Annotated in this window: 24 protein-coding genes, 1 tRNA gene and 1 pseudogene; 10 read left to right on the forward strand and 16 right to left on the reverse strand. The window is 30.1% G+C overall.

What is annotated here, in order from left to right; all coding sequences use genetic code 11:
* Positions 1–6: 6 nt before the first annotated feature.
* The 4 genes from BUE10_RS08465 to BUE10_RS08480 form a co-directional block, all read right to left on the reverse strand.
* The gene (locus tag BUE10_RS08465) at positions 7–1,686 is read right to left on the reverse strand and encodes a DUF6909 family protein (protein WP_073484105.1); all 1,680 of its coding nucleotides are present in this window, start codon (positions 1,684–1,686) and stop codon (positions 7–9) included.
* Positions 1,687–1,805: 119 nt separating this feature from the next.
* Positions 1,806–2,195, reverse strand: coding sequence for a hypothetical protein (locus BUE10_RS08470; RefSeq protein ID WP_073484107.1), 390 nt, complete (start codon positions 2,193–2,195; stop codon positions 1,806–1,808).
* Between the two features lie 9 nt (positions 2,196–2,204).
* Complete coding sequence (locus BUE10_RS08475; protein WP_073484109.1) at positions 2,205–3,689, reverse strand: GH3 auxin-responsive promoter family protein; 1,485 nt, start codon at positions 3,687–3,689, stop codon at positions 2,205–2,207.
* An 11-nt stretch (positions 3,690–3,700) separates the two neighbouring features.
* Positions 3,701–4,201 carry a peptidase gene (locus tag BUE10_RS08480; RefSeq protein ID WP_073484111.1) on the reverse strand — a complete coding sequence of 167 codons (501 nt, stop codon included), beginning with the start codon at positions 4,199–4,201 and terminating at the stop codon, positions 3,701–3,703.
* Positions 4,202–4,412: 211 nt separating this feature from the next.
* Between BUE10_RS08480 and BUE10_RS08485 the strand changes: the two genes are divergently transcribed.
* Complete coding sequence (locus BUE10_RS08485) at positions 4,413–4,592, forward strand: Sec-independent protein translocase subunit TatA/TatB (protein ID WP_068841718.1); 180 nt, start codon at positions 4,413–4,415, stop codon at positions 4,590–4,592.
* An 84-nt stretch (positions 4,593–4,676) separates the two neighbouring features.
* On the opposite strand, the gene BUE10_RS08490 is transcribed toward BUE10_RS08485, so the two are convergent.
* Genes BUE10_RS08490 through BUE10_RS08505 form a run of 4 tightly spaced genes read right to left on the reverse strand, consistent with a single transcriptional unit; the run spans position 4,677 to position 9,815 of the window.
* Positions 4,677–6,488 (reverse strand): DUF2326 domain-containing protein, encoded by a 1,812-nt coding sequence (locus BUE10_RS08490; RefSeq protein WP_073484113.1) that lies wholly within the window; start codon positions 6,486–6,488, stop codon positions 4,677–4,679.
* Positions 6,475–6,717: an ABC-three component system middle component 8 gene (locus tag BUE10_RS08495; protein WP_073484115.1), complete on the reverse strand. Its 243-nt coding sequence runs from the start codon at positions 6,715–6,717 to the stop codon at positions 6,475–6,477. Before BUE10_RS08495 ends, BUE10_RS08490 begins: the two co-directional genes overlap by 14 nt.
* Positions 6,714–7,658: an ABC-three component system protein gene (locus BUE10_RS08500; RefSeq protein ID WP_073484117.1), complete on the reverse strand. Its 945-nt coding sequence runs from the start codon at positions 7,656–7,658 to the stop codon at positions 6,714–6,716. The genes BUE10_RS08495 and BUE10_RS08500 overlap by 4 nt, the downstream gene beginning before the upstream one ends.
* A 33-nt stretch (positions 7,659–7,691) precedes the next feature.
* Positions 7,692–9,815, reverse strand: coding sequence for a Tex family protein (locus BUE10_RS08505; RefSeq protein WP_073484119.1), 2,124 nt, complete (start codon positions 9,813–9,815; stop codon positions 7,692–7,694).
* Positions 9,816–9,930: 115 nt separating this feature from the next.
* Between BUE10_RS08505 and BUE10_RS08510 the strand changes: the two genes are divergently transcribed.
* Positions 9,931–10,200: a DUF1294 domain-containing protein gene (locus BUE10_RS08510; RefSeq protein ID WP_073484240.1), complete on the forward strand. Its 270-nt coding sequence runs from the start codon at positions 9,931–9,933 to the stop codon at positions 10,198–10,200.
* On the opposite strand, the gene BUE10_RS08515 is transcribed toward BUE10_RS08510, so the two are convergent.
* The 3 genes from BUE10_RS08515 to BUE10_RS08525 all read right to left on the reverse strand — a co-directional run bounded on the left by BUE10_RS08515 (position 10,183) and on the right by BUE10_RS08525 (position 13,117).
* Positions 10,183–11,325 carry an ATP-binding protein gene (locus tag BUE10_RS08515; protein ID WP_073484121.1) on the reverse strand — a complete coding sequence of 381 codons (1,143 nt, stop codon included), beginning with the start codon at positions 11,323–11,325 and terminating at the stop codon, positions 10,183–10,185. The two genes, BUE10_RS08510 and BUE10_RS08515, sit on opposite strands and share 18 nt — an antisense overlap.
* 234 nt (positions 11,326–11,559) lie before the next feature.
* A complete protein-coding gene (gene rpiB / locus BUE10_RS08520) occupies positions 11,560–11,988 on the reverse strand; it encodes a ribose 5-phosphate isomerase B (protein WP_073484123.1) in 429 nt (142 codons plus the stop codon).
* An 895-nt stretch (positions 11,989–12,883) separates the two neighbouring features.
* Entirely contained in the window at positions 12,884–13,117 is a 234-nt protein-coding gene (locus BUE10_RS08525) for a putative signal transducing protein (RefSeq protein WP_073484127.1), read from the reverse strand.
* 110 nt (positions 13,118–13,227) lie between these two features.
* Between BUE10_RS08525 and rnr the strand changes: the two genes are divergently transcribed.
* The 3 genes from rnr to BUE10_RS08540 are packed head-to-tail and all read left to right on the forward strand — an operon-like array spanning position 13,228 to position 16,796.
* Positions 13,228–15,408 carry a ribonuclease R gene (rnr, locus tag BUE10_RS08530; RefSeq protein ID WP_073484129.1) on the forward strand — a complete coding sequence of 727 codons (2,181 nt, stop codon included), beginning with the start codon at positions 13,228–13,230 and terminating at the stop codon, positions 15,406–15,408.
* Between the two features lie 24 nt (positions 15,409–15,432).
* A complete protein-coding gene (locus BUE10_RS08535; protein ID WP_073484132.1) occupies positions 15,433–16,101 on the forward strand; it encodes a head GIN domain-containing protein in 669 nt (222 codons plus the stop codon).
* A 14-nt stretch (positions 16,102–16,115) separates the two neighbouring features.
* Positions 16,116–16,796, forward strand: coding sequence for a LysE family translocator (locus tag BUE10_RS08540; protein ID WP_073484135.1), 681 nt, complete (start codon positions 16,116–16,118; stop codon positions 16,794–16,796).
* 282 nt (positions 16,797–17,078) lie between these two features.
* On the opposite strand, the gene BUE10_RS23995 is transcribed toward BUE10_RS08540, so the two are convergent.
* The 4 genes from BUE10_RS23995 to BUE10_RS08555 all read right to left on the reverse strand — a co-directional run bounded on the left by BUE10_RS23995 (position 17,079) and on the right by BUE10_RS08555 (position 18,123).
* A tRNA-Cys gene (locus BUE10_RS23995) sits at positions 17,079–17,149 on the reverse strand.
* Positions 17,150–17,243: 94 nt separating this feature from the next.
* Complete coding sequence (folB, locus tag BUE10_RS08545; protein ID WP_053474332.1) at positions 17,244–17,603, reverse strand: dihydroneopterin aldolase; 360 nt, start codon at positions 17,601–17,603, stop codon at positions 17,244–17,246.
* Between the two features lie 2 nt (positions 17,604–17,605).
* Positions 17,606–17,917: a hypothetical protein gene (locus BUE10_RS08550; protein WP_073484138.1), complete on the reverse strand. Its 312-nt coding sequence runs from the start codon at positions 17,915–17,917 to the stop codon at positions 17,606–17,608.
* Complete coding sequence (locus BUE10_RS08555) at positions 17,908–18,123, reverse strand: hypothetical protein (RefSeq protein ID WP_073484141.1); 216 nt, start codon at positions 18,121–18,123, stop codon at positions 17,908–17,910. Before BUE10_RS08555 ends, BUE10_RS08550 begins: the two co-directional genes overlap by 10 nt.
* A gap of 142 nt (positions 18,124–18,265) precedes the next feature.
* Between BUE10_RS08555 and BUE10_RS08560 the strand changes: the two genes are divergently transcribed.
* The 5 genes from BUE10_RS08560 (at position 18,266) to BUE10_RS08580 (ending at position 22,792) form a co-directional block, all read left to right on the forward strand.
* Positions 18,266–20,383, forward strand: coding sequence for a glutamine--tRNA ligase/YqeY domain fusion protein (locus tag BUE10_RS08560; protein WP_073484144.1), 2,118 nt, complete (start codon positions 18,266–18,268; stop codon positions 20,381–20,383).
* A gap of 835 nt (positions 20,384–21,218) precedes the next feature.
* The gene (locus BUE10_RS08565) at positions 21,219–21,698 is read left to right on the forward strand and encodes a hypothetical protein (protein ID WP_073484147.1); all 480 of its coding nucleotides are present in this window, start codon (positions 21,219–21,221) and stop codon (positions 21,696–21,698) included.
* An 81-nt stretch (positions 21,699–21,779) separates the two neighbouring features.
* Positions 21,780–22,106: a YtxH domain-containing protein gene (locus tag BUE10_RS08570; protein ID WP_073484150.1), complete on the forward strand. Its 327-nt coding sequence runs from the start codon at positions 21,780–21,782 to the stop codon at positions 22,104–22,106.
* Positions 22,107–22,181: 75 nt separating this feature from the next.
* Positions 22,182–22,532, forward strand: a complete 351-nt coding sequence (locus BUE10_RS08575) for a competence protein (RefSeq protein ID WP_073484152.1) — start codon at positions 22,182–22,184, stop codon at positions 22,530–22,532.
* Between the two features lie 5 nt (positions 22,533–22,537).
* On the forward strand, positions 22,538–22,792 hold the full coding sequence (locus BUE10_RS08580; protein ID WP_073484155.1) for a DUF6327 family protein: 255 nt from the start codon (positions 22,538–22,540) through the stop codon (positions 22,790–22,792).
* 3 nt (positions 22,793–22,795) lie between these two features.
* On the opposite strand, the pseudogene BUE10_RS08585 reads toward BUE10_RS08580, so the two are convergent.
* A pseudogene (locus tag BUE10_RS08585) lies at positions 22,796–22,978 on the reverse strand (hypothetical protein); the annotation flags it as partial.

Genomic DNA, 22,978 nt, shown 5'->3' on the forward strand with positions numbered 1-22,978 from the left:
TTGGTTTTATTTGATGTTGAAAATCTGCTCTAAAATCTTAATTGTGATCAAATAAGTTGGTTTTACACCTGTTGTTCCCAATCCGCCTGAGGCTAATGTACTTCCGGTTTCTAATGGGTTATCTGAAGCATAATATGCATAACGAACTTTTATATCGTGCGGCACGCTTTTTCTAATTTTTGATGCCGACTGAATTGCTTTTTGATAATACGAACCTTCCATTTCAAGACCAATTACGCCCCAGGTCGATTCGTGGAAAAATTTCAACAAATCTCTGTTTTGTAATGACGTTCCTAAAACTGTTACCATTGCTCCTTCATAAATATCGATGTCGTTTCCTTCGAACATCGCGCCTGTCAATTCATTTTCGAAGAAATAATTATCAGCCGTTCCTTCATTTATATGTGCCGAAGGAATCATGATATCGCCTTTTCCTCCTTCCAGAATTCCGGCTTTACCCATAATAGAAACTGATTTTACGTTTAGTAATGTTTCTTTTTTAAATGGTTTTAAAAGCTCATCGATTGTTTCATAAGCCTGTTCTCCAAAAGCATAATCCATTACAATAATTACCGGTTTATCTTCGTCGATATTGGCATATGAAAATGCCGTTTTTGACCAGTCAATTTTAGCAGTATCAAAAATTTGAACGTCGATATTTGTTCCAGAAGTATCTGGCAAAGAAATCATTCCATTTTTCAGTGCTAATTCTTCAACCTGAGTTCTTATTTCTTTTGAACCTGAACTGCTTAGTTCTTCATAAATAAAGAAATCTGTTTTGCCTTTGTATTTTGATGTTAACAAAGGCGTCGCAAAAATCGAGTTCATCACACTGTGCATGTTGGCACTTATTACATGAATTGGACGTTTTAAAAGATTGTTTGCTTTTAGAACTTCCTTGATGTTTGTGGCCCAGATTTCTCCGTGAATATGATGTCCAAGACGTTCACGTAAAACCGGACTAAAAGTTATGGTTCGTTTATTGTTTTCTACAATTTCTTCGATCGCTAATTTTCCTAACCAATAGATAACATGCAGAAAACGATCTGGTGCATTTTCTGAACCAAAGGCATCGTAAATGTCTAAAACTTCTTCAAAAGTTCTGGCTAGAATATTGGCAACGTGCGAAATTGCTTTTTCTTTTTCAATCTGCGAAAGCTTTTTTGTCTGCGTAACGGCTTGTTCTAATTTTAGCCAATCGCGTGAAACTTCTCCTCCGTCGTCAATTAAAACTCTGTTTTTAATTTTGTGAGATTCTATGAAAATAAAAGTCAAATGCGTCAGGATATCATAAATGTCCGAGCGTCCGCGCGTGATTTCAACATTCATTTGTTCTTCGTCTATTCTGTAGCAATTTCTTCTTCTTTTTGGAGGAACAATTGGCTGAAAATGTGATTTAGAATATCCTTCGTCTGAAGTTAAGTTAATGAATCTACATTGTTCAATTCCTATCGGAAGACGCTCTATAACATATAAAAGCCCGTTTAGTTCTACTTTTTCTTCGGCAATATTTCCGTAGATTTCTGGACGTAAAGCCAATAATGATTCACGTAAGCTGTCGCCAGAAACTCCCATTGGTTTGTAAAAACCACGGTTGAATAAATGGCGCATTGTAATGTACATTTTTTCTATCGCTGCAGATGATTCCTGAGCTCTTGATCTTGATATATGTTTGGTTTCTTTCATTCTATTTTATTTTAAAAATCTTCGAAATAGTGAAGATCATTCTAACTTTGACAAGCGAAAGTAGGAAATATTAATATTATTTTTAGTTGAAAACTAGAAATGTGATTTAATTATAACGTTTATTTCAAATTAGGATTTACAATTTGAATGACTTCACATTCTGCTGCGATATATCGTCCTTCCATGAAAAAGGCTTTTAATCCAATTTTAATTCGTCCTTTATGAAGTTCTGTAAGTGCATCATTTAATATCCACATTTTTGCTTTTCCTGAAGCTGGAACCCGTAATGATTTATCTAAAATGACATTATCTTTATCATCCAAAAACTCTGGCCAGATTATCCATTGTTGTCTGGCTTTTTCATCGCCAGAATACATAAAATCAGAACGATATCCCTGCATTGGAGTTCCAGTTGGTCTTCCGCCTTCTTCTGGAGAAAAAAAACGATATTGGACTATAAAATCACAGTCTCTTTTTCGAGCTTGTTCATATGGTGTGTGAAAATCCAAATTTCATCCTTATTTCAAATTATCCGCAATCTTTCTGTCATTCGACAATCTCGGAATTTTATTTTGTCCGCCTAATTTTCCTTGCGATTTCATGTATTCCTGAAATCCGTTTTTAGATACTTTGCTGATAACAACTTTTCTCAAAACGTTTCCGGTAATTAAATCGTCATAATAAATATTTTGTTTTCGCATCGAATCATCGATCGCTTCTGCAAAAGTTTCTATATTTTCCGGCTCTTTTTCAAACTCTATTAACCATTCATGATATGGCAATCCGTTTGCCGGCGTGATTTGCGGCGCAACTGTAAATTCGTTTATTACAATGTTAGTTCCGGCCGTTGCTTCTTTCATGGCGTTTTCGACTTCGTTTGCAATTACGTGTTCGCCAAAAGCAGAAATATAATGTTTGATACGTCCTGAAACTATGACACGATACGGAGCCAAAGAGGTGAACTGAATCGTATCGCCAATATTATAACCCCAAAGTCCGGCATTTGTAGAAACTATTAAAGCATAATTTACGCCTAGTTCTACTTCGCCAATTGTATATCTTTTTGGATTTTCCGTAAAGAATTCATCGACTTTAATGAATTCGTAGAAAATTCCGGAATTCAATAATAAAAGCATTCCTTTTTCTTTTTGAGAATCCTGATACGCAAAAAACCCTTCAGAAGCAGGAAACAACTCAATGCTGTCTACTTTTTTACCTATCATTTGCTCAAACTTGGCGCGGTAAGGTTCATAATTAACACCTCCGTAAATGAACAAATTAAAGTTCTTAAAGATTTCGCTTATTTTTTTTCCGCCGCTTCTTTCCTGTAAACGCTCAAAGTACATTTGTACCCAAGACGGAATTCCAGAAATCACAGACATATTTTCATTAATCGTTTCGCCTACAATTGTATTTACTTTTGTTTCCCAGTCATCAATACAATTGGTTTCCCAAGATGGCATTCGGTTTTTTTGTAAATATTTCGGAACAAAATGCGCTACAATACCCGAAAGTCTTCCAAATTTAATTCCGTGTTTTTCAGTCAAAATAGGACTTCCTTGTAAAAATATCATTTTACCATCAACAAAATCTGCCTTTCCAGTTTCATTAATATAATGAAGAATTGCATTTCGTGCCGCATTGACGTGCGTAGGCATTGATTCTTTTGTAAGCGGAATATATTTAGCACCAGAAGTTGTTCCGGATGTTTTGGCAAAATAAATGGGTTTTCCTTTCCACAAAATATTTTCTTCGCCAACCTTAACCTTTTCGATATAATTTTTTAAATCTTCATAATCGCGAATGGGAACATTTTTTTGAAAATCTTCAAATGTTTTTATCTTATCAAAATGGTGGTCTTTTCCAAATTCGGTTTCTTTCGCATTTTCAATCAGACTTTTAAAAACTTCTAGTTGAGTTTCAACTGGTTTATTTGCCCAGGAAAGAGTTTGATTATATATTTTGCGGGCAAATATTTTTGCTGCTATCGATTTAATTGACATTTTTTGTGGTATTATTTTTTGTCACTTTTGTTTTTCTTGCCCTTTTTCTGGCTTGTCTCCTGCTCTATTTTTGCCACTTCTTCCCTTAATTTAATTTCTTCTTCAGAAGCTTTCATATTTAAATCTGAAGGTTCATCAGCTTCACCTATAATAGAGTCTTTATTAAATTTTGCGTATTCAAGCTGACCACTTAAAACTTTTTGAACTCCTTTTATATAAGCTTCATTTTTTTTGAGAGCCGTTTCTAATGAATCTGATTTTATGGCCAATTCTGTCGCATTTCTTTTTAATTGAGAAGAAGAATAACCCGGAATAAATTCTCGTAAAGGAGTAAATGCAATAATGAAAGTAGTAACCAAAATAAGAAATATTCCGCCTAAAGTAAACATTACAAACACATTCATTAATGTAAGTCTGAAGGAAAAAATTTCTTCAAAAGTATCTTCATTCAAAATTACCAGTCGGTTTTTGATGAATAATTTTTTCCTAAAATTCCTTTTTTTCTTAGCCATTTTGGTTATTTATACGAGCAAATATAGTAATTAATCGCATTGTTGATGCTTGCGAAAAATGAGCATTTGCAGTAATATAATGATTTTATAAAATATTTAACGCTCTTAAAAAGAAATTTTTTAATCCAAAAACCATTCTTGTTCGTATATTCTATATACCTTTGCGGTGAAAATAAAAAATCAATTTGCTTCGGCATTAAATATAATAGTCATGGGAAGATTAGGTCTTACAGAAATCCTTGTTATCGTAGGTATTGTGATATTACTTTTTGGAGGTAAAAAAATTCCAGAATTAATGAAAGGTTTAGGAAGTGGAATTAAGGAATTTAAAAACGCTGCTAAAGACGATCAACCAGCTCCTGCTAAAAAAGAAGAGGAAGAAACAAAATAATAACGTAAAAGTTATTAAAAATCCCAGATTACTAATTGTAGTCTGGGATTTTTTGTTTTATATTTATGGATATCTTTATTGTGATTAAAAACTAAATCCAAATAAAGTTCCTTCTTCACTCACATCATTTAATCTTAAAACAACTTCATTTTCTTCAAAGTATAGAATATTTTCTTCTTCGTCAATTGGTAAGTCTGATTTAATAACAGATAAAATATATTGAAAATCAAAATCCTTTAGAAGATTATTAATTAATTCTAATAATCTTAATTTAATACCATTGTCTTGTGTTGAAAGGACATCATCATGATAAATGAATTTAAAAAAAGGTTGATTATTATAACTTGTTAAAATAGCTAAATCAAAAGCTACACATAATAATTTTTTATATGTTGTTCCTTCTCCTTTTGCTGTATTTTTGTTCGTGTTATCTTGTACTTTAGGAGGTGGAAATTCAATATTATTACTTGAGTTTAAATGCCAAGAAATATTAGCACTCTCATCCATAATAAATTTATAATATGAATGAAATTTTTTTCTTATATCTTCATATTTATTGTTTTCTTCTGTATGTCTGGACAAATATTTTAATTTGTCAATTGTTTCTTCAATATCACCTCTTTTTGTTTCAATTTCATCCTCTTTTGAGAAAATTAAATCTATGTAACTTATTTTTAAATTTACATTATTAAGTTCTTCTTCTGTTTTTGCTAAGGCTTTTTGGTAAGTTTTAAATTTCTTAAAGGTGTCAGTATCTTGTAAAACAGATAAAAGATTCTCCTTTTTTGAATTTAGTTCACTTAAACTTGAATTTATTTGTACTAATTCTTTTTGTTTCTTAACTAATACTTTTTTTATCAATTTATTTCTTTCAATTGTTATTTTAGAATTAAAATCTAATAATTCTTGATAATCTTTCTTAATCTGTTCACCAAAATATATACCTGTCTCTTCAAAAACCTTTTGCACTTTATTTAATTCAAAAGCAAAATCATTTTGAATTGATTTTTTTAATTTATCAATTTCGAAATTCAAATTGTATGATAATGAATTATATTCGCTTATCGAATTTTCAATGTCCGATATACCATTTTGAATTAGTTTTTTATCTTGTTCATAAAAATTAAATGCATCTATTTTATTTTCAATTTCTGCATTATTTTCCTCAATTGAAATTTTTTCAGCAATTAAAGAGTCCCTGTCTTTCTTATCTATTTTATACTCTCTTTTTAAAGTTCCTATAAAACCATTTATTTCTTCTATCTCCTCATCATTTTCATACTTTTTTAATAGCAGTTCTCCATCAAACCCCAGCAAATCAAAAATAAAAGGCTTCCAATATTTATGTTTACCATTTGAGAATTTTGATAATTGAAAAACGTCTTTATAATCATCAGGAGGAGTTCTTAAATTATAACTTAATGCTTTTCTATAATCATAGTTTTTGTCAAAGAAAAAATTAAAATTTAAAAAATCAGCCAAAATTTCTCTTGCCTTATCAATTGAAATATTTTCATAATCAAATTTTGTAGGTGGAAAAAAATCTGTGCTTCTCTTTTCTAATAAACTGAATGATATTTTTGTGTTACTTTCAATTCCTCTTTTTATTGTCAAAAATTTACCGTTATCTAGTTCGATTTCTAAATAAAAGATATAATCATTAAATATCGATTTATTATCTATATTGGTTAATTTAAGTAAGAAATCTTTTTTGTCAATTTTTCTTAATAATAAAAAATCTATTAATTCAGCAACTTTCGTTTTTCCTAAATCATGTGAATTTTTTTTATCTTTTAGGTCTGTTTGAACTTCAGCATAAATTACATTCAATCCATTCAAATTGAACAAAATGTTTTTAAACTTCTCTTGATTACTATATAATTTACTTAGCTTCATTAAAAATAAATGTATCTGTTTTTTCTAGATATTTAATTTTATCTAATAAGAATAAAAAATTTAAAGCATAGGGATAATTTTCTTTTGCTTTCTCTCCTAATTCATTACAAACTTTTCCTAATAATTTATCATACTCTATACTATATTGTGCTTTTAATAATTTAATAATATATGCACTTATATTGATAACTGAATAATCCGGATTTGTATGTCGAGTTGGTTTTATCATTTTAATCCAATTTCACAATTCATATACATATAATGTAATAATGTAAAAATATGTCTTTTTCCTCCTTTTAATTCATAAGAACCATCAGCCATCTTTTGATATATAAAAACTAATACTTCATCAAACATGTTAAAGTCATCTCTTTTTAAAGTAATCAAACTACTTAATTCAGAAGTAATGTCAAAATAATAATCTCTTAATTCAGAGTTTTTATCATCTTCTAAAAAATTTTGAATCTTTGTAAACTCTAAAAGTGACTTAGATAAAATCTCGTTCTCATAATAATCTTTACTTAAAGAATTTTTTTTATTTTTTTCTTCTATTTCAATTTTATCAAAATCATATTTAACTTTCTCAATTTTAGTCTTTATTTCTTCCGTTATTTCTGGTAATTGTTTTTTAAACTCTAAAAGAATATCTTTAATTTCCTCTTCAGAAAATTCAAAAGGAATATGATGTTTATTTAAGTCAAATAATTTAACAATATCATTAAATTGATTCAAATATCTATTATTAATGGTTTCTTTTCCTATTATTTCTACATTAACTAAACCTGTTTCTTTTTTTATTTTATTCAATAGTTTTGAACCTGTTATTCCTGAAAATTTTCTATTTGTAAAAATTAAATAGTTATCAACTTCTCCGTTTTCTTTTAATTTTTTTATTTTTGGTATTTCAAGATCTATAAGTTTTTCAAATTCTCTATCTGAACAAGATGCTTGGCTATTTGTTGTAAACTTTGCTTGAATTATAAACTTCCCTTTCCACGAATCTATATTTGAAGGAAAGTTTTGCGCTGTTCCTGTAAATTTTCCATCTCTTCCACCATCTTTACCTTCAGAGAATTCTATAACAGCAATACCTAAAATTTTTTGGCAAATTGTATTTACTAAACTTTCAAATTTTTTATCATCTTCAAGTAGTTCTAATCTATAATCCATTGAAAAATTGAGTTTTTACAAATTTACAAATAATTAAAGTACCATCGTCAACTGAATTCTCTTTCTATCTTCATCAACCTCAGTAACCTTAACATCAACATGCTGATGTAATTTTACCACTTCGTTTACGTCGCTTACAAAACCGGCTTTCAATTGCGAAATGTGGACCAATCCGCTTTCTTTGATTCCGATATCAACAAAACAGCCGAAATTGGTGATGTTATTAACAATTCCCGGAAGAATCATTCCGGTTCTCAAATCTTTGATCGATTTTACATTCGCATCAAATTCAAAAACCTTAGCCGACTTTCTTGGATCTAATCCAGGCTTTTCAAGCTCTTTTATGATATCTTTTAACGTAAGTAAACCTATTTCAGGTGTAACATATTTTTCGGGCTTAATAAGCACCGTTTTATCTTTATTGGCAATTAAGTCATTTAACGAAAGATTCAAATCCTTCGCCATCTTTTCTACAACCGGATAAGCCTCCGGATGCACCGCCGAATTATCCAGCGGATTTTTAGCATTTGTAATTCTAATAAACGCTGCTCCTTGCTGATAGGCTTTATCTCCTAAACGCGGCACTTTTTTCAACTGTTTTCTGTCTTCAAAAGGTCCATTTTCAGAACGGTATTGTACAATGTTTTCGGCCAGCTTCTCTCCTATTCCACTCACATAACTTAGTAAATGTTTACTCGCTGTATTGATATTGATTCCAACCGAGTTTACGCAGCGAATTACCGTGCTGTCTAATTCTTCTTTTAATTTAGTTTGGTCAACATCATGTTGATATTGTCCAACTCCAATTGCTTTTGGATCGATTTTTACCAATTCAGCCAAAGGATCTGAAAGTCTTCGCCCAATAGAAACTGATCCACGAACCGTTACATCATAATTTGGAAATTCTTCTCTCGCAATTTTTGATGCTGAATAAACCGAAGCTCCCGCTTCAGAAACAATAAAAACCTGCACTGGTTTGTCAAACGCGATTTTTTTTATGAAAAATTCCGTTTCTCTTGAAGCCGTTCCATTCCCGATAGAAATCGCGTCAATTTGATACGCATTTACCATCGAACGGATTTTTTTTATCGCCATCGATTCCTCGTTTTGAGGTGCGTGCGGATAAATCGTTTCGTTGTATAATAAATCGCCTTTTTCGTCCAGACACACTACTTTACATCCGCTTCTAAATCCTGGATCGATTGCCAAAATTCTTTTTTCTCCTAAAGGCGGAGCCAATAATAATTGTCCTAAATTATTAGCAAAAACCTGAATAGAATTGGCATCAGCTTTTGCTTTTGCTTCCTGCAAAGTTTCATTTCCAATTGCCGGATTCAACAAACGTTTGTAACTATCCTCAATTGCTAATTGCAAATGAGCTGTTGTATTATTTTGTTTTTTAATGATGATTTCATCAATTACATCGTAAGCATCATCGATATCAACATCAATTTTCATTTTGATGTAACCTTCATTTTCTGCACGAAGCATTGCTAGTAAACGATGCGCTGGCGCTTTTGTTAAAGATTCTTCCCAATCAAAATATTGACTGAATTTTTGTGCGCCTTCTTCTTCCGCTTTCTTTTTTACGACTTTAGTTCCAATAGTTGCTTTTCTCTGGAACAATCTTCGTAGCTGTTTACGAACGTAAATATTTTCGTTAATCCATTCCGCTACAATATCTCTTGCGCCCTGAATGGCCGCTTCTTCGTTAATAACATTTTCATTGATGTATTGTGTAGAAAGGAAATCAATATCAACATCACTTTCAGATATAATCAATTTTGCCAAAGGTTCTAAACCAAATTCGCGGGCAACATCGGCTTTTGTTTTTTTCTTCTTTTTGTACGGAAGATAAAAATCTTCTATTTCCTGTAAATCAAAACTATCTTCAATTTTTTTCTTCAAGTCTGGCGTAAGCGCTTTTTGTTCTTCAATAGATTTTAGAACTGCTTCTTTACGTTTTACAAGTGTATCATAATCTTTTTGCAATTTTGCAATCTGCTCAATTACAACTTCGTCAAGATTCCCGGTAATGTCTTTTCGGTAACGCGAAATAAACGGAATTGTACAATCTTCCTCTAGTAATTTTACAGTGTTTTGAATACTAACTGCAGGTGCCTGAACAGACTTGGCAATGAATTGAATATTAGTCATACTTTAATGAAATAAATTCTTAATTATAAATTGATGTAATTTACTTGTTAAAATTAATTCGGAAATTAATCAATGATTCGGCTAAATTAATATCTTTGTTTTTAATATTATGCCAATGGAAATTTTTTTACTCTATTTTTTATTTATAAATATCATCGTTTTTATTCTTGCCGGTTATGATAAATATCTGGCCCGAAAAAATAAACGAAGAATCCCCGAAAATACTTTGTTTTTTCTTGAAGCGATTGGAGGAACACCCGGTTTATTAACAGCAATGTTTTTCTTTAGACATAAAACGAGTAAAACCTCATTTATTGTAAAATTCTCATTGATTTTTTTGATTCAGGCTGTTTTAGTTTATTTGAAATTAAGTGATAAAATCTAAGTAGTTACTTTTATTAATAAGGTTGAAAACCGCTTCAGGATAAGCTTTTGCGAAAGCAGTTGGAATTTTAGCTTTCTTATTTTCACTCCATTTAAATTCAAATCCTTCCAGTTTATCTCCTATTTCTTCGAGCCAATCCATTTCTTGCTGGTCATAGGTTCGCCAGAAATAATTACTGGTTTTTATTTTTTGATAATGTTGTTTCTTAATTCTTTCGTAAGCCAAATAATTTTCCCATAAATCGCCAACATCATTTCTTAAGTCTAAAGTATTGAAATTATTAATAATTGCATTTCTTATACCATTATCATAAAAATACCATCTGCTTGATTTTACGATTTCTTTGCGCAAATTTCTACTAAACCCTTCTATTTTAAAAAGAATAAATACTTTCGAAAGTAAATCTAAATAGTTTGCTACCGTATTTTTAGACAACTGTAATTGATTGCCTAATTCTTGTATAGAAACTTCTTTACCAACCTGATACGCAATTAAACGAAGTAGATCATAAATTTTATCTGCATGTTTAATACCTTCAAAAACCAAAATATCTTTCAATAAATATGAATTGATAATTTCAAAAAGATACTCCTTTTTATCTTCCCAATTATCGTATTGTATCAATTCGGGATAACCTCCAAAAAGTAATCTTTCTTCTAAATTTTCAAGTGTTTGTTTGTAATTTTCCTTTTCAGAAAATTCTATTTGTGCTAACGGAAATAAATAAATAGTATTTTTTCTTCCAACTAAAGGTTCGCCTAATTTATTGCTTAAATCAAACATCGAAGATCCTGTAGCAATAATTCTAATTCCGTCAATTGTATCCACAATCAGTTTTAGAATTATCCCTATTTCTGGAACATTTTGAGCTTCATCAATAGCCAGTAAATCAATACCAGACAGTAATCTTTTATAGTTATTAACAGATCGTTCTTTTAATAAATTTACATCATTGATATCTTCTCCATTAAGCTGCAGATAACTTTCGGATGGTATTTCTCTTAAATAACTTTTAATTAATTCTGTTTTACCAACACGACGGGCTCCAAGCAAAATCAAAACCTTATTGGGTACTAGTTTTTTATTAAACTCTTCAATAACAGCTCTTTTTAAATGATTTTTCATTTTAATTGGCTTATAATTTAGAATACAAATATAAGTAAAAAACATTAATTCAGTCATTACTTTGACTCAATTAACATTAATTGAGTCATTTAATTAACCTAATTAACGTTAATTTGATCAGTACATAAATCAGATTTACATTGTAAGTAATAAAAAACCGGATGAATTTAAAAAATCCGCCCGGTGTGTTTCTATTTATTTGGTGCGAAGCACCCGATTTTTTTTCGACTCTTATTAACAAGCAATTTTATTAACTCTGTTTTGGTGCCTTCCACCTTCAAATGCAGTCGTTAAAAAAGTTTCAACGATTTCAACTGCTTGCGGAATAGAAGTAAAACGCGCCGGAATACTCACAATATTAGCATCGTTGTGTAAACGTGTTAAATACGCAATTTCTTTAGTCCAGCATAATCCAGCTCTCACTTTCGGGTGTTTATTAACCGTCATTGCAATTCCGTTTCCGCTTCCGCAGATAACAATTCCAAAATCAGCTTTACCTTCAGATACATCATTCGCAACCGGATGTCCAAAATCAGGATAATCAACAGAAGCATCAGTATCTGTTCCATAATTCGTTACTTCATATCCTTTTGCTTCAAGCATTGCCACAATTGCTTTTTTATATTCTGGTCCTGCGTGGTCGTTTCCTATCGAAATTTTCATTTTTCTATACTATTAAGTTGTGTTATGCAAATTTACTTAATTAATAAATGTTCGCCACGAATTTCACTAATTTTCACTAATTTTTTGCTTACTAACATTTTACTGTGTTTTAAAAAATAAAAATTGAATTTGTTTACAAAAATTTAATCCTTTAAAACTAAACTTTGTGTTCTTTTGCAGCAACAATTTAGTCAAAGATTATCCAAATTTCAATTTATCAACTTTGAGTAAAAACTTTGTATGCTTTGCGGTAAATCCACTAAATACTGGCTTTTTTATAACTCACATCATATCAAAACCTTAACACTTATCAACATTTTTAACAACTACATAACTACCTCATAATCAATTAAGAATAGACAAGATATTTGTTAAAATTTTAGAATGTTAATACCAAATCGTAATTCGTTGATATTCAATTAACTTTAAGTTAACATTATTTGTTAATAAGTTGAGATAGAAAATTAGAAGTTTTTTTTGGTTGTGTCAAAAAAATACCTAATCCAAAATTGGAATTAAAAATCCTAATAAAGTTTTAGGAATTTTTAGAAAAGTTATCAATATCAAAAATGCCATTTTCAACAAATAGCAGCATATGAACTTATCTACAAAATGAATTCATTTTTGGTTGTCAACCGTTGTTAATTAAAATACAAAAAGTCTTATAAATTAATCTTTTAGCTAAATATAACTATGTTGATAACTCCCAATAACTAAGAGAAACTTCATTTCAATACTTTTAAAAATAAATTTATTCGACATATTAACAAGCTATAATAACCATCAAAAATTAATTAAATTTAAAATTTCTTTTTTGTTGTATTTAATATATGTTGAAAACTAAAAAAGTTGAAAAGGAAAAAAAAATTTTTTTGAGTTGAAAAAAAGAAGAAGTTTAAACGATTTTGAGAGGATTGTTTAGATTGTCCAGAATTTGCTGCACTTCTTCGAAATCGTTTGGATGAACTTTAAGTTTGATTCCGCCCACGGCATTTGAGTAAAGCGGCATAACAGAAAGTGTCATTTCATTTTCGAAAAAATATGGGATTTCTTCTTGTTCAAGTAAGTGTTTGAGAACCACTGTTTCGTGCAGATAATTGAATACGGCGATCGTCTTAAAGCTTTCCATATGAGGTCTTTTTGTAAATGTACGAAAAGTTATATTTTTAATAATTCTATTTGTTAAAAAGAATTATCTGATTTCTTATTTGTAATTTTAAACCTTATAAGAAAAGATATATGAGTAAGAAAATTAGAAAGCCGATAAAAAAAGAGAAAGATTTCTCTGGGAAGATCCTTAAGATTTTATCGCAAAATGCCAATAAGCCATTTAATTATAAACAGATAGGAGCGAAGTTAGAACTTGACGATACAAATAGCAGAAACCAGATTATAAAAGATTTAAAAATTCTGGCAGCTCAAAAGAAGATTGTAGAAACAGAACCTGGAAAATATTTAGTCAAAGCAATTAGTCAGGATTATTATGAAGGAACGATAGATATGACGAGTAGAAAAACGGCATATTTTATTTGTGACGAATTTGAAGAAGATGTTTTTATTCCGACTAATAATTTGAATCGTGCTTTAGATAAAGACAAAGTAAAAGTTTACGTTTATAACCGTAGAAAAGGTAAAAGACCTGAAGGTGAAGTTATTGAAGTTATAGAAAGAGATAAAACTGAATTTGTTGGAGTAATTGATATTCAGGCAAATTTTGCTTTTGTTTCGACTGCAAATCCTAAAATGTATACCGATATTTTTATTGCAAAAGATAAAATTGGTGAAGCAGAAAATGGAGATGTGGTTTTAGTTAAGATTGATGAATGGCCTAAGAGAGCTGATAGTCCGTTTGGATCTGTAATTAGAGTTTTAGGAAAACCCGGAGAACACAATACAGAGATTCATGCCATTTTAGCTGAGTATGGTTTACCTGCCGATTTTCCGGTAGAAGTAGAAGTGTACGCACAAAAAATTGATACTTCTATTCAGGAATCTGAGATTGCAAAACGTCGTGATATGCGTGATACACTTACGTTTACGATAGATCCAAAAGATGCAAAAGATTTTGACGATGCCTTGTCTTTCAAAAAGTTAGAGAATGGAAATTTCGAAATAGGAATTCATATTGCTGATGTTTCGTATTATTTAGAAGAAGGAACAATCCTCGATGATGAAGCTTATCAACGTGCAACTTCGGTTTATTTAGTAGATAGAGTAGTGCCAATGCTTCCTGAAGTTTTATCTAATTTTGCTTGTTCGCTTCGCCCGAATGAAGAGAAATATACATTCTCAGCCGTATTTGAAATTTCTCCAACTTCACAGGTTATTAACCAATGGTTTGGAAGAACAGTAATTTATTCAGATCAGCGTTTTGCTTATGAAGAAGCACAATATATCATTGAAACAAAAGACAATACAATTCCAGTTGATATTTCTATTACTGGAGAATCTTATGTTGTTTCGGATGAAATTGTAGAGGCAACTTTAAAATTAGATGAATTAGCTAAGATTTTAAGAAAGAAAAGAATGCAGCAAGGTGCTATTTCTTTTGACAAAGTTGAAGTGAAATTTAATTTGAATGAAGAAGGAGAACCAGAAGGAGTTTACTTTAAAATTTCAAAAGATGCCAATCATCTAATTGAAGAATTTATGCTTTTGGCTAACAGAAAAGTGGCTGAATACATTGGTAAACAAAAGAAAACCTTTGTTTACAGGATTCACGACGAACCAAACGAAGACAAATTAATTGCGATGCAAACCGTAATTGCTAAATTTGGTTATAAAATTGATTTTCGAAATAAAGGCGATATTGCAAAATCATTGAATTCTTTAATGGAAGAAGTAAATGGTAAAAAAGAGCAAAACTTAATTGATACTCTTGCGATTAGAAGTATGAGTAAAGCTAAATATTCGACAGATAATATTGGTCATTATGGTTTAGCTTTTGATTATTACAGCCATTTTACATCACCAATTCGTCGTTATCCAGACGTTATGGTACACCGTTTGTTACAATATTATCTCGATGGCGGGGCTTCTGTAGACGAAGAAACGTATGAAACAAAAAGTTTACATTGTTCTAATATGGAAAGCTTAGCGACTAATGCTGAGCGAGATAGTATAAAATACATGCAGGTTAAATACATGCAGGATCATCAGGACGAAGAATTTCTTGGGGTTATTTCTGGAGTTACAGAATGGGGAATTTATGTTGAAATCGTTTCTAATAAATGCGAAGGAATGGTAAGAATCAGAGAGATAAAAGATGATTATTATACTTTCGATGAAAAACAATATGCCTTAGTTGGAGCAACTTCAAACAGCATTTTGCAATTAGGGGACGAAATTTATGTGAAAGTAAAAAATGCTGATTTGGTTAAAAAACAATTAGATTTTCATTTTTTAAGAAGAGCAGAATAAAAGTTTAATTATAAAAATAAAAGTATGAAAAAGTTAATTATAGGAGCGGCAATTTTATTTGTACAAATGTCTTTTGGTCAGGTTACAAAAGAGTTAGGAGATTTTGATACCGTAAAAGTTTACGACAAATTAAGTGTAAAATTAATTCCGTCATCTGAAAATAAAGTTGTTATAAAAGGAGCAAGAGAAGCAGAGCTGGAAGCTGTAAATAAAAACGGTGTGTTAAAATTAAGAATGCCTTTTCCAAAATTGCTGTCAGGAAATGATCTCGAAGTTACTTTGTATTATAAACATATTGAACTGATTGATGTTAATGAAGGTGCAGAAGTTATCAGTAAAGAAGCCATAAAAGCAACTTCATTTAAAGTAAGCGCACAGGAAGGTGGAAAAATTAATGTAGATTTGAATGTTGATAAACTGAAAGTAAGTTCAGTTTCTGGTGGAGAAATCACCGCAACAGGAAAAGCAGATAACCTTGATGCAAGTTTAGGAGCCGGTGGATATTTCTTAGGAAGTAAATTAGCCACGTCTCAAACTAAAATAAGCGTTTCTGCGGGCGGAAAAGCCGATGTTAATGCATCAACCCTTGTTGATGCAAAAGTAAGCGCAGGAGGCTCTATTTACATTTATGGTAAACCAAAGCAAATAAATCAAAAAACAGTATTTGGAGGTAAAATCGAAGAAGTAAAATAACAATTAGTAATTTGATGATAAATGATATTCTGGCTGGACTGCCATGGGGACTTTTTCTAAGCTTTATGGTAGGTCCGGTATTTTTTATACTATTAGAAACCAGTATTACAAAAGGGTTCAGAGCCGCATTGGTATTTGATCTTGGTGTAGTTCTAGGTGATATTTTTTTTATAGCAATTGCCTATTTAGGAAGTTATAGATTAATTCAGAGTTTAAAAGATAAACCTGCTCTTTTCATTTTTGGAGGTATAATTATGCTGGCTTACGGTGTAATTTCTTTTGTAAGATTAAGAAATGAAGAAAAAATTGATGATGAAGAAATTGACCGTGATATTATAAAAAGAAATTACGGAAGTTTATTTATAAAAGGCTTTTTACTCAACGTTATCAACATTGGTGTTTTAGGTTTTTGGTTAGCCGTAATTATTTCAGTTGGACCAAAATTAGAAATGCAAAATACAAGAATGTTTACTTTTTTTACTTCGGTAATCATAACTTATTTACTGGTTGATTGTCTTAAAATATTACTAGCCAAACAATTAAAATCTAAAATGACACCAACTAATATCTTAAAAATCAAAAAAGGAATTAGTATTGTTTTAATGGTTTTTGGAGTAGTGTTAATAACTCAAGGCTGGTTTCCAAAAGAAAAAGAAATGGTTAAAAATGCTTTCGAAAAGATTGAAAATAAGTAGTTGTTAATAACTCAAAAATATAAAATTAAGCCTCTGAATTTCAGAGGTTTTTTTTGTTTATAAGTCCTTGCGAGAAACGAAGCAATCTCACGAAGTATATCAACAATTTATATCATATTAGTGAGATTGCTTCGTTTCTCACAAGGACAAGGTATAAAAAAAGAGACACATTTTTCTATATCTCTTTTTGAGATATCGTCCGGATTCGAACGCTAATATTTATCTAATTTTATCTAAAAATTAAACATAAAAAAAACCTTCAAATTGCTTTGAAGGTTTTAGAGGCATCGTCCGGATTCGAACCGGAGTAGGAGCTTTTGCAGAGCCCAGCCTAGCCGCTCGGCCACGACGCCATTGCTTGAACGGATGGCAAAAGTAACTAAAATCTTTAAAATTCAAAAGTTTCATATAAACTATTTTGAAAAAATACGATTTTAAATAAAATAATTACTTTCTAATTTCCGTCATTTTTATGGTAACTGATTCAACATCACCGCCAATAGGAGGATTTATTTTAGAAACCCAAACTGTTGTTTTTTCTACAGTTTCTATCTCAGCAAGTACGCGATTATTGATTCTTTTAGCCACATGTTCTAATAAATGCGAACGAATTGCCATTTCTTCGGTAACAATTTTGTTCAAATGAACATAGTCAACAGTATCTAAAAGATGATCTGTATCTGCTGATTTTTGAAGATTCGTTTTCACTTTTAGATCAACTGTATAATCAGATCCAATTTTTCCTTCTTCAATTAAACATCCGTGGTAAGAAAAAGTACGAATGTTTTTTAGTTTAATAACTCCCATTTTTATAATTTTATTCTTGTAGTATTTGGATCTTGGTAATTAGAAGTTACAGCATGAACAGCAACTATTTTGTTAATTTCATCAACTGTAAAATGAATGGTGTAGGGGAATTTCTTTAAAGGTAAAGTACGAACAATGTTGTATTTTTCTTCAAAAAGAGGAAATGTTTTTAATGTTAGAGCATAGTTTTTAAACTCTTTATAAAATAATTTGCCTAAACCTTTTTTTGTAGATTCATAATAAAAAGCAGCTTCGTCTACTTCTATTTTTGCTCTAGGAAGAATTATGGTTTTATAATTTTCTTCTACAGCCATTTTTTATCTAATTCTTTTAAAGCATCATCCAGAGGAATATAATCTTCTGGTTTAGAATTTTTTATACGTTCTAAAACCATTTCTTGCTGCCATAGCGGAATTTCATTCTCAACATTTTCATCAATAGAAACATCAGGAACATGCTTGAAAAAACTAATAAAAGTTTCGTAAAAATCGTCTGGAATTGTAACAGTTAATTGTCTCATAATTCTGAATATTTATACAAAAATACTAATTAAATTAATTTTGAGTTTCAGGTTTAACGTTTCATGTTTTCTGCCACTTAAATAACTTTAAACCTGAAACCTGAAACCTTTTTTTTATCTTTGCTAAAATTACTATAAAATAATGGCATCAGAAGAGAAATCACTCAATTTTATTGAACAAATCATAGAGGAAGATTTAAAATCAGGTCTTTCACAAACTAAACTTCATTTTCGTTTTCCACCAGAACCAAATGGTTATTTACACATTGGACATGCAAGTTCTATTGCATTAAATTTTGGATTAGGTATTGACTATCAATCACCTGTAAACTTACGTTTTGATGATACAAACCCAGAAAAAGAAGAACAGGAATTTGTTGACGCCATTAAAAAAGATGTAGAATGGCTGGGTTATACTTGGGCAGAAGAACGTTATGCATCAGATTATTTTCAACAATTGTATGATTGGGCAGTTTTATTAATTAAAAAAGATAAAGCATATGTTGACAGCCAGTCTTCTGAGGATATGGCTATTCAAAAAGGAACTCCATCGACAACTGGTACAGATAGTCCGTACAGAAATCGTTCTGTTGAAGAAAATTTAGATTTATTCGAAAGAATGAAAAACGGTGAATTTGAGGCTGGTACACATATTCTTCGTGCTAAAATTGACATGAAATCAACAAACATGTTGATGCGTGATCCTATCATGTACAGAATTTTACACAAACACCACCATAGAACTGGAGATGCCTGGAAAATTTATCCAATGTACGATTGGGCACATGGTCAAAGTGATTATTTAGAAGCTATTTCACATTCATTTTGTACACTTGAATTCTTGCCTCACCGTGAATTATACGATTGGTTTTTAGATCAAATTTTAGATGAAAATAAACTGCGTCCAAAGCAAAGAGAATTTGCAAGACGTAACTTATCACATACTGTTGTTAGTAAAAGAAAATTACAGCAACTAGTTAAGGAAAAGCATGTTAACGGTTGGGATGATCCAAGAATGTCAACAATTTCTGGATTAAGAAGACGTGGTTATACAGCTGTATCTTTACGTAATTTTGCCAATACAATTGGTATTGCAAAACGTGATAATTTAATAAATGTATCGGTTTTAGAATTCTGTATTCGTGAAGATTTAAACAAAATTGCACCTCGTGTAATGGCTGTTTTAGATCCTGTAAAACTGGTAATTACCAATTATCCAGAAGGAAAAGAGGAGTGGCTTGAAGCCGAAAATAATCAGGAAGATGAAAATGCAGGTTTCAGAAAAGTACCTTTTTCTCGTGAATTATACATTGAGAGAGAAGACTTTTTAGAAGAAGCTCCTGCTAAATTTTTCCGATTAACTTTAGGGAAAGAAGTTCGTCTTAAAAATGCTTATATCATTAAAGGTGAATCTGTTATAAAAGATTCTGAAGGAAATATTACAGAAATTCATGTAACATATGATACTGATTCTTTAAGCGGAAGCGGGACTGAAGCAAGCCAAAGAAAAGTATCAGGAACTTTACATTGGGTTTCAATTCAGCATGCTCTTGAAGCAGAAGTTCGTTTGTACGATCGTTTGTTTACAGATGAAGCTCCGGACAGTTATAAAGACAAAAATTTCTTAGATTTTGTGAATCCAAATTCATTAGAAATTGTAACCGGATTTGTTGAACCAAGTTTAGCGACTGTTCAAAACGAAGATAAATTTCAGTTTCAACGTTTAGGTTATTTTACTGTTGATAAAGACTCAACTTCTTCAAAACTAATATTTAACAAAACTGTTGGACTGAAAGATGCCTGGGAAGAAAAAGGTAAAAAAGAAGAAAACAGCATCAATAATTCTTTAAAAGAAATCAACAAATATTTTAAAGTTGAAACTAAACCGGAACGTATTGCAATTGAAAGTGCAATAGGGGAGAACATCAAAAATGTTTCTAGTTTTTCACTTTTACAAAATTCATTAAAGAAGAATATCAACAATAATAAGGCTTCGTTGTTGTTTTCTCAATTTATTTTGAAATATTCAAGCTGGAAATCTTCAGATTTTGAAGAAGAAGATATTAAAAAATTATACTCAATGTCTTTAAAAAGTGAATCAACTTATGTTCGATCAAAAGCACTTTTAAATTTAAGAGATATTGAAAATGAAAGTTTCAAAAATCAATTTGATGATGAAATTTTAAAATTATATTCAAATCCTCCAAAAAATGCATTGGAGAGAGAAATTGAAATTTTATCTGAAATGGTAAAAAAGTAAATAATAATTAGAATCTATTGAAAGCGCTTTTTATAAGCGCTTTTTTTTATTATTTATATTTTCTATTAATATTATATTTTTTATAAATATTTTAAATTAAAAAGTGACTTTCATAAATTAATTTTAAGACAATTTTTAATTTTATCCATCTCTTGAATCCTTTTTTTTGAAATCCTTTTTTAAAACTCTTTATTTTAAGTTTCGTCTTTTTTTGTAATTTTTTGGTTTTTTCACTTCATAAAAATGGAAAATGGACTAATTTTTATTTATTAAAATAATTTATTAAATTTTTTAATATTATTAATTTTAATTATTATTCATAAAAACTATTTAAATATTAAAAATTATAGTTTTTATAGATTAATTTCAACCTTCATAAATTGATTTTAAGGTAATATTTAATTTAGGTTGATACATAACTCATTTTTTGAATTATTGTTTATTTATGGCTTTAATTTAAAGTTTTACCGTTATTTTTGTCAGTTTAACGGGTTATTAACATACAATTGTTTATAAAGTTGCTATTTTTATCTCAATACCAAAAGTCAGAAATGATTTTATAAAATTGATATTTCCAATTAGATTCTAAGTTGAATTTTTTGAAAACAAAAGACAATACTTTTTGTTTTTAAGATTATTTCTAATTTGAATTCTTGAAACGGCAAATTTTATGTTCTAATTTTTATTATGAAGTTGTTTTGATAATATTTCGCGTAAAAGGTATTTTTCAAATTTCTTTATAATTGTGAAATTTCCATAGCATTAGTTTTAGGCAATTATTGTTTTATAATTCTATCTGACAAATTTTAATTATAAAAATTTAAATTCAATTATCATGAAAATTTTATATTTTACGCTAGCAATGTTATTTGCAAATATTACAATTTCTCAAACTCATCAAATTACAAAACACAATGGTGAACAACTTGATGTTAATTTTATTAAAAACGAAAATGGTTTAATTTACTATTCGCTGAACGGAAGTTCTGAAGAAATTAAAATTAGCAAATATGCAGTTTCATCTATTACAAATAAGCAGACAAAACAAACTCAAAAAATTTCTGATAAAATAATAGTAGATTCAAAAGACGATTACAAAATGGTAACTGTTCTTCCCCAGGAAAAGACAATAGGGCTGAAGCAGGCAGCAAGTTTTACCGGAGTCTCGACAAGGACAAAAGGTGAACCGCCAATTGCAAATCAAAAGCAGACTGCTATGAGAATCAAAACGAAGTCAGCTTCAAATGGTTATCCTTTTGTGAGTATTATTGAAAAGGCTGATGGAAAATATGAAGCAGTTGCTTACGTGTATTAATTATATTGTTAAATTTTAAATTATAAAGTTTAGCATTTTAAAAAAGGAGTATCTTTATTAATCACTTTAAATATAAATATCATGTCAAATAATTCAAATACAATTGCAGCAATTTTAGCTGGTGCTGCAGTAGGAGCAGCGTTAGGAATTTTATTTGCTCCAGATAAAGGAGCAAAAACCCGTGCTAAAATTAAAGAAGGAATTGATGATGCAAAACATAATCTGCAGGATTCTTTTCAGGCAAGTTCTGAAGTGCTGCGTGAAAAATTCACAGGTGCAACACAAAATCTTGATGGAACTTTAAATGATTTACTTTCAAATGTAAGCCATAAAACAGAAGAAGTAATCACTTTTTTAGAATCTAAATTGGCTGATTTAAAAGCACAAAACGCTAAACTTCAAAAATAATAATTATTAAAGAAGCACATAATTGTCTTATTTTTATAAGATAGTTTTGTGCTTTTTCATTTTAAAAAACTAATTATGGCTTTTGAAGAGTTAAAAGAAAACACCGAGAAAATTCAGGAACAAACTAAAGTTTACATTGACAGTCATTTAGCTTACTACAAACTTTGGGGTTTTAAAGTAGCAATGAAATCAACAACTTTAATTTTCAAATTTACTTTGATATTATTGTGTTTTAGTATGGTCTTGCTTTTTGGATCTTTTGCAGCAGCGTATGCTTTTGGAGATTTACTGGGAAGCAATGCTTTGGGATTTTTGGCAGTAGGAGGGATCTATCTTTTGTTCACCATTTTACTTTTTCTGATAAAAGATAAGATTGTTGAAGGTCCGATTTTAGAGAAATTTTCAGAAATATTTTTTAACGATTGAGAATTATGGAAAAGAAAAAATACTCCTCATACGCTGAAATTGACAGAGATTTAGAAATTCTGAAATTGGAAAAAGATATCAATTATCAGAAATTGGTTTTAAGTTTTCAGAGAACTAAAGAAAGCATAACACCACAAAATATTGTAAATGGATTCGTTTCATCTTACACTGATTACTTTTCAAATTCGTATGTAAAAATAATTCAGTCCATTTTACCGTATGTAATTGGCTGGTTTATAAATAAAAAAAGAGGCAGTTAAGCCCTACCGTCTGGACACATCTGTAAAGAGTCTCCAACCTTGCATTACTGAATTAAATTTTTGCAGACCAATCCAAAAGGTTGTGATGCCAGGTTTTCTTTCAGAAAGATAGCCTTTCCATCCTCCTAATCTAGCAATAGCCCATATATATCGTTTCAAATCTGACGATTTATATGGGTTTTTTAG

The sequence above is a fragment of the Flavobacterium sp. CF108 genome (genome assembly GCF_900129795.1).
In the GTDB taxonomy this organism is placed as follows: Bacteria; Bacteroidota; Bacteroidia; order Flavobacteriales; family Flavobacteriaceae; genus Flavobacterium.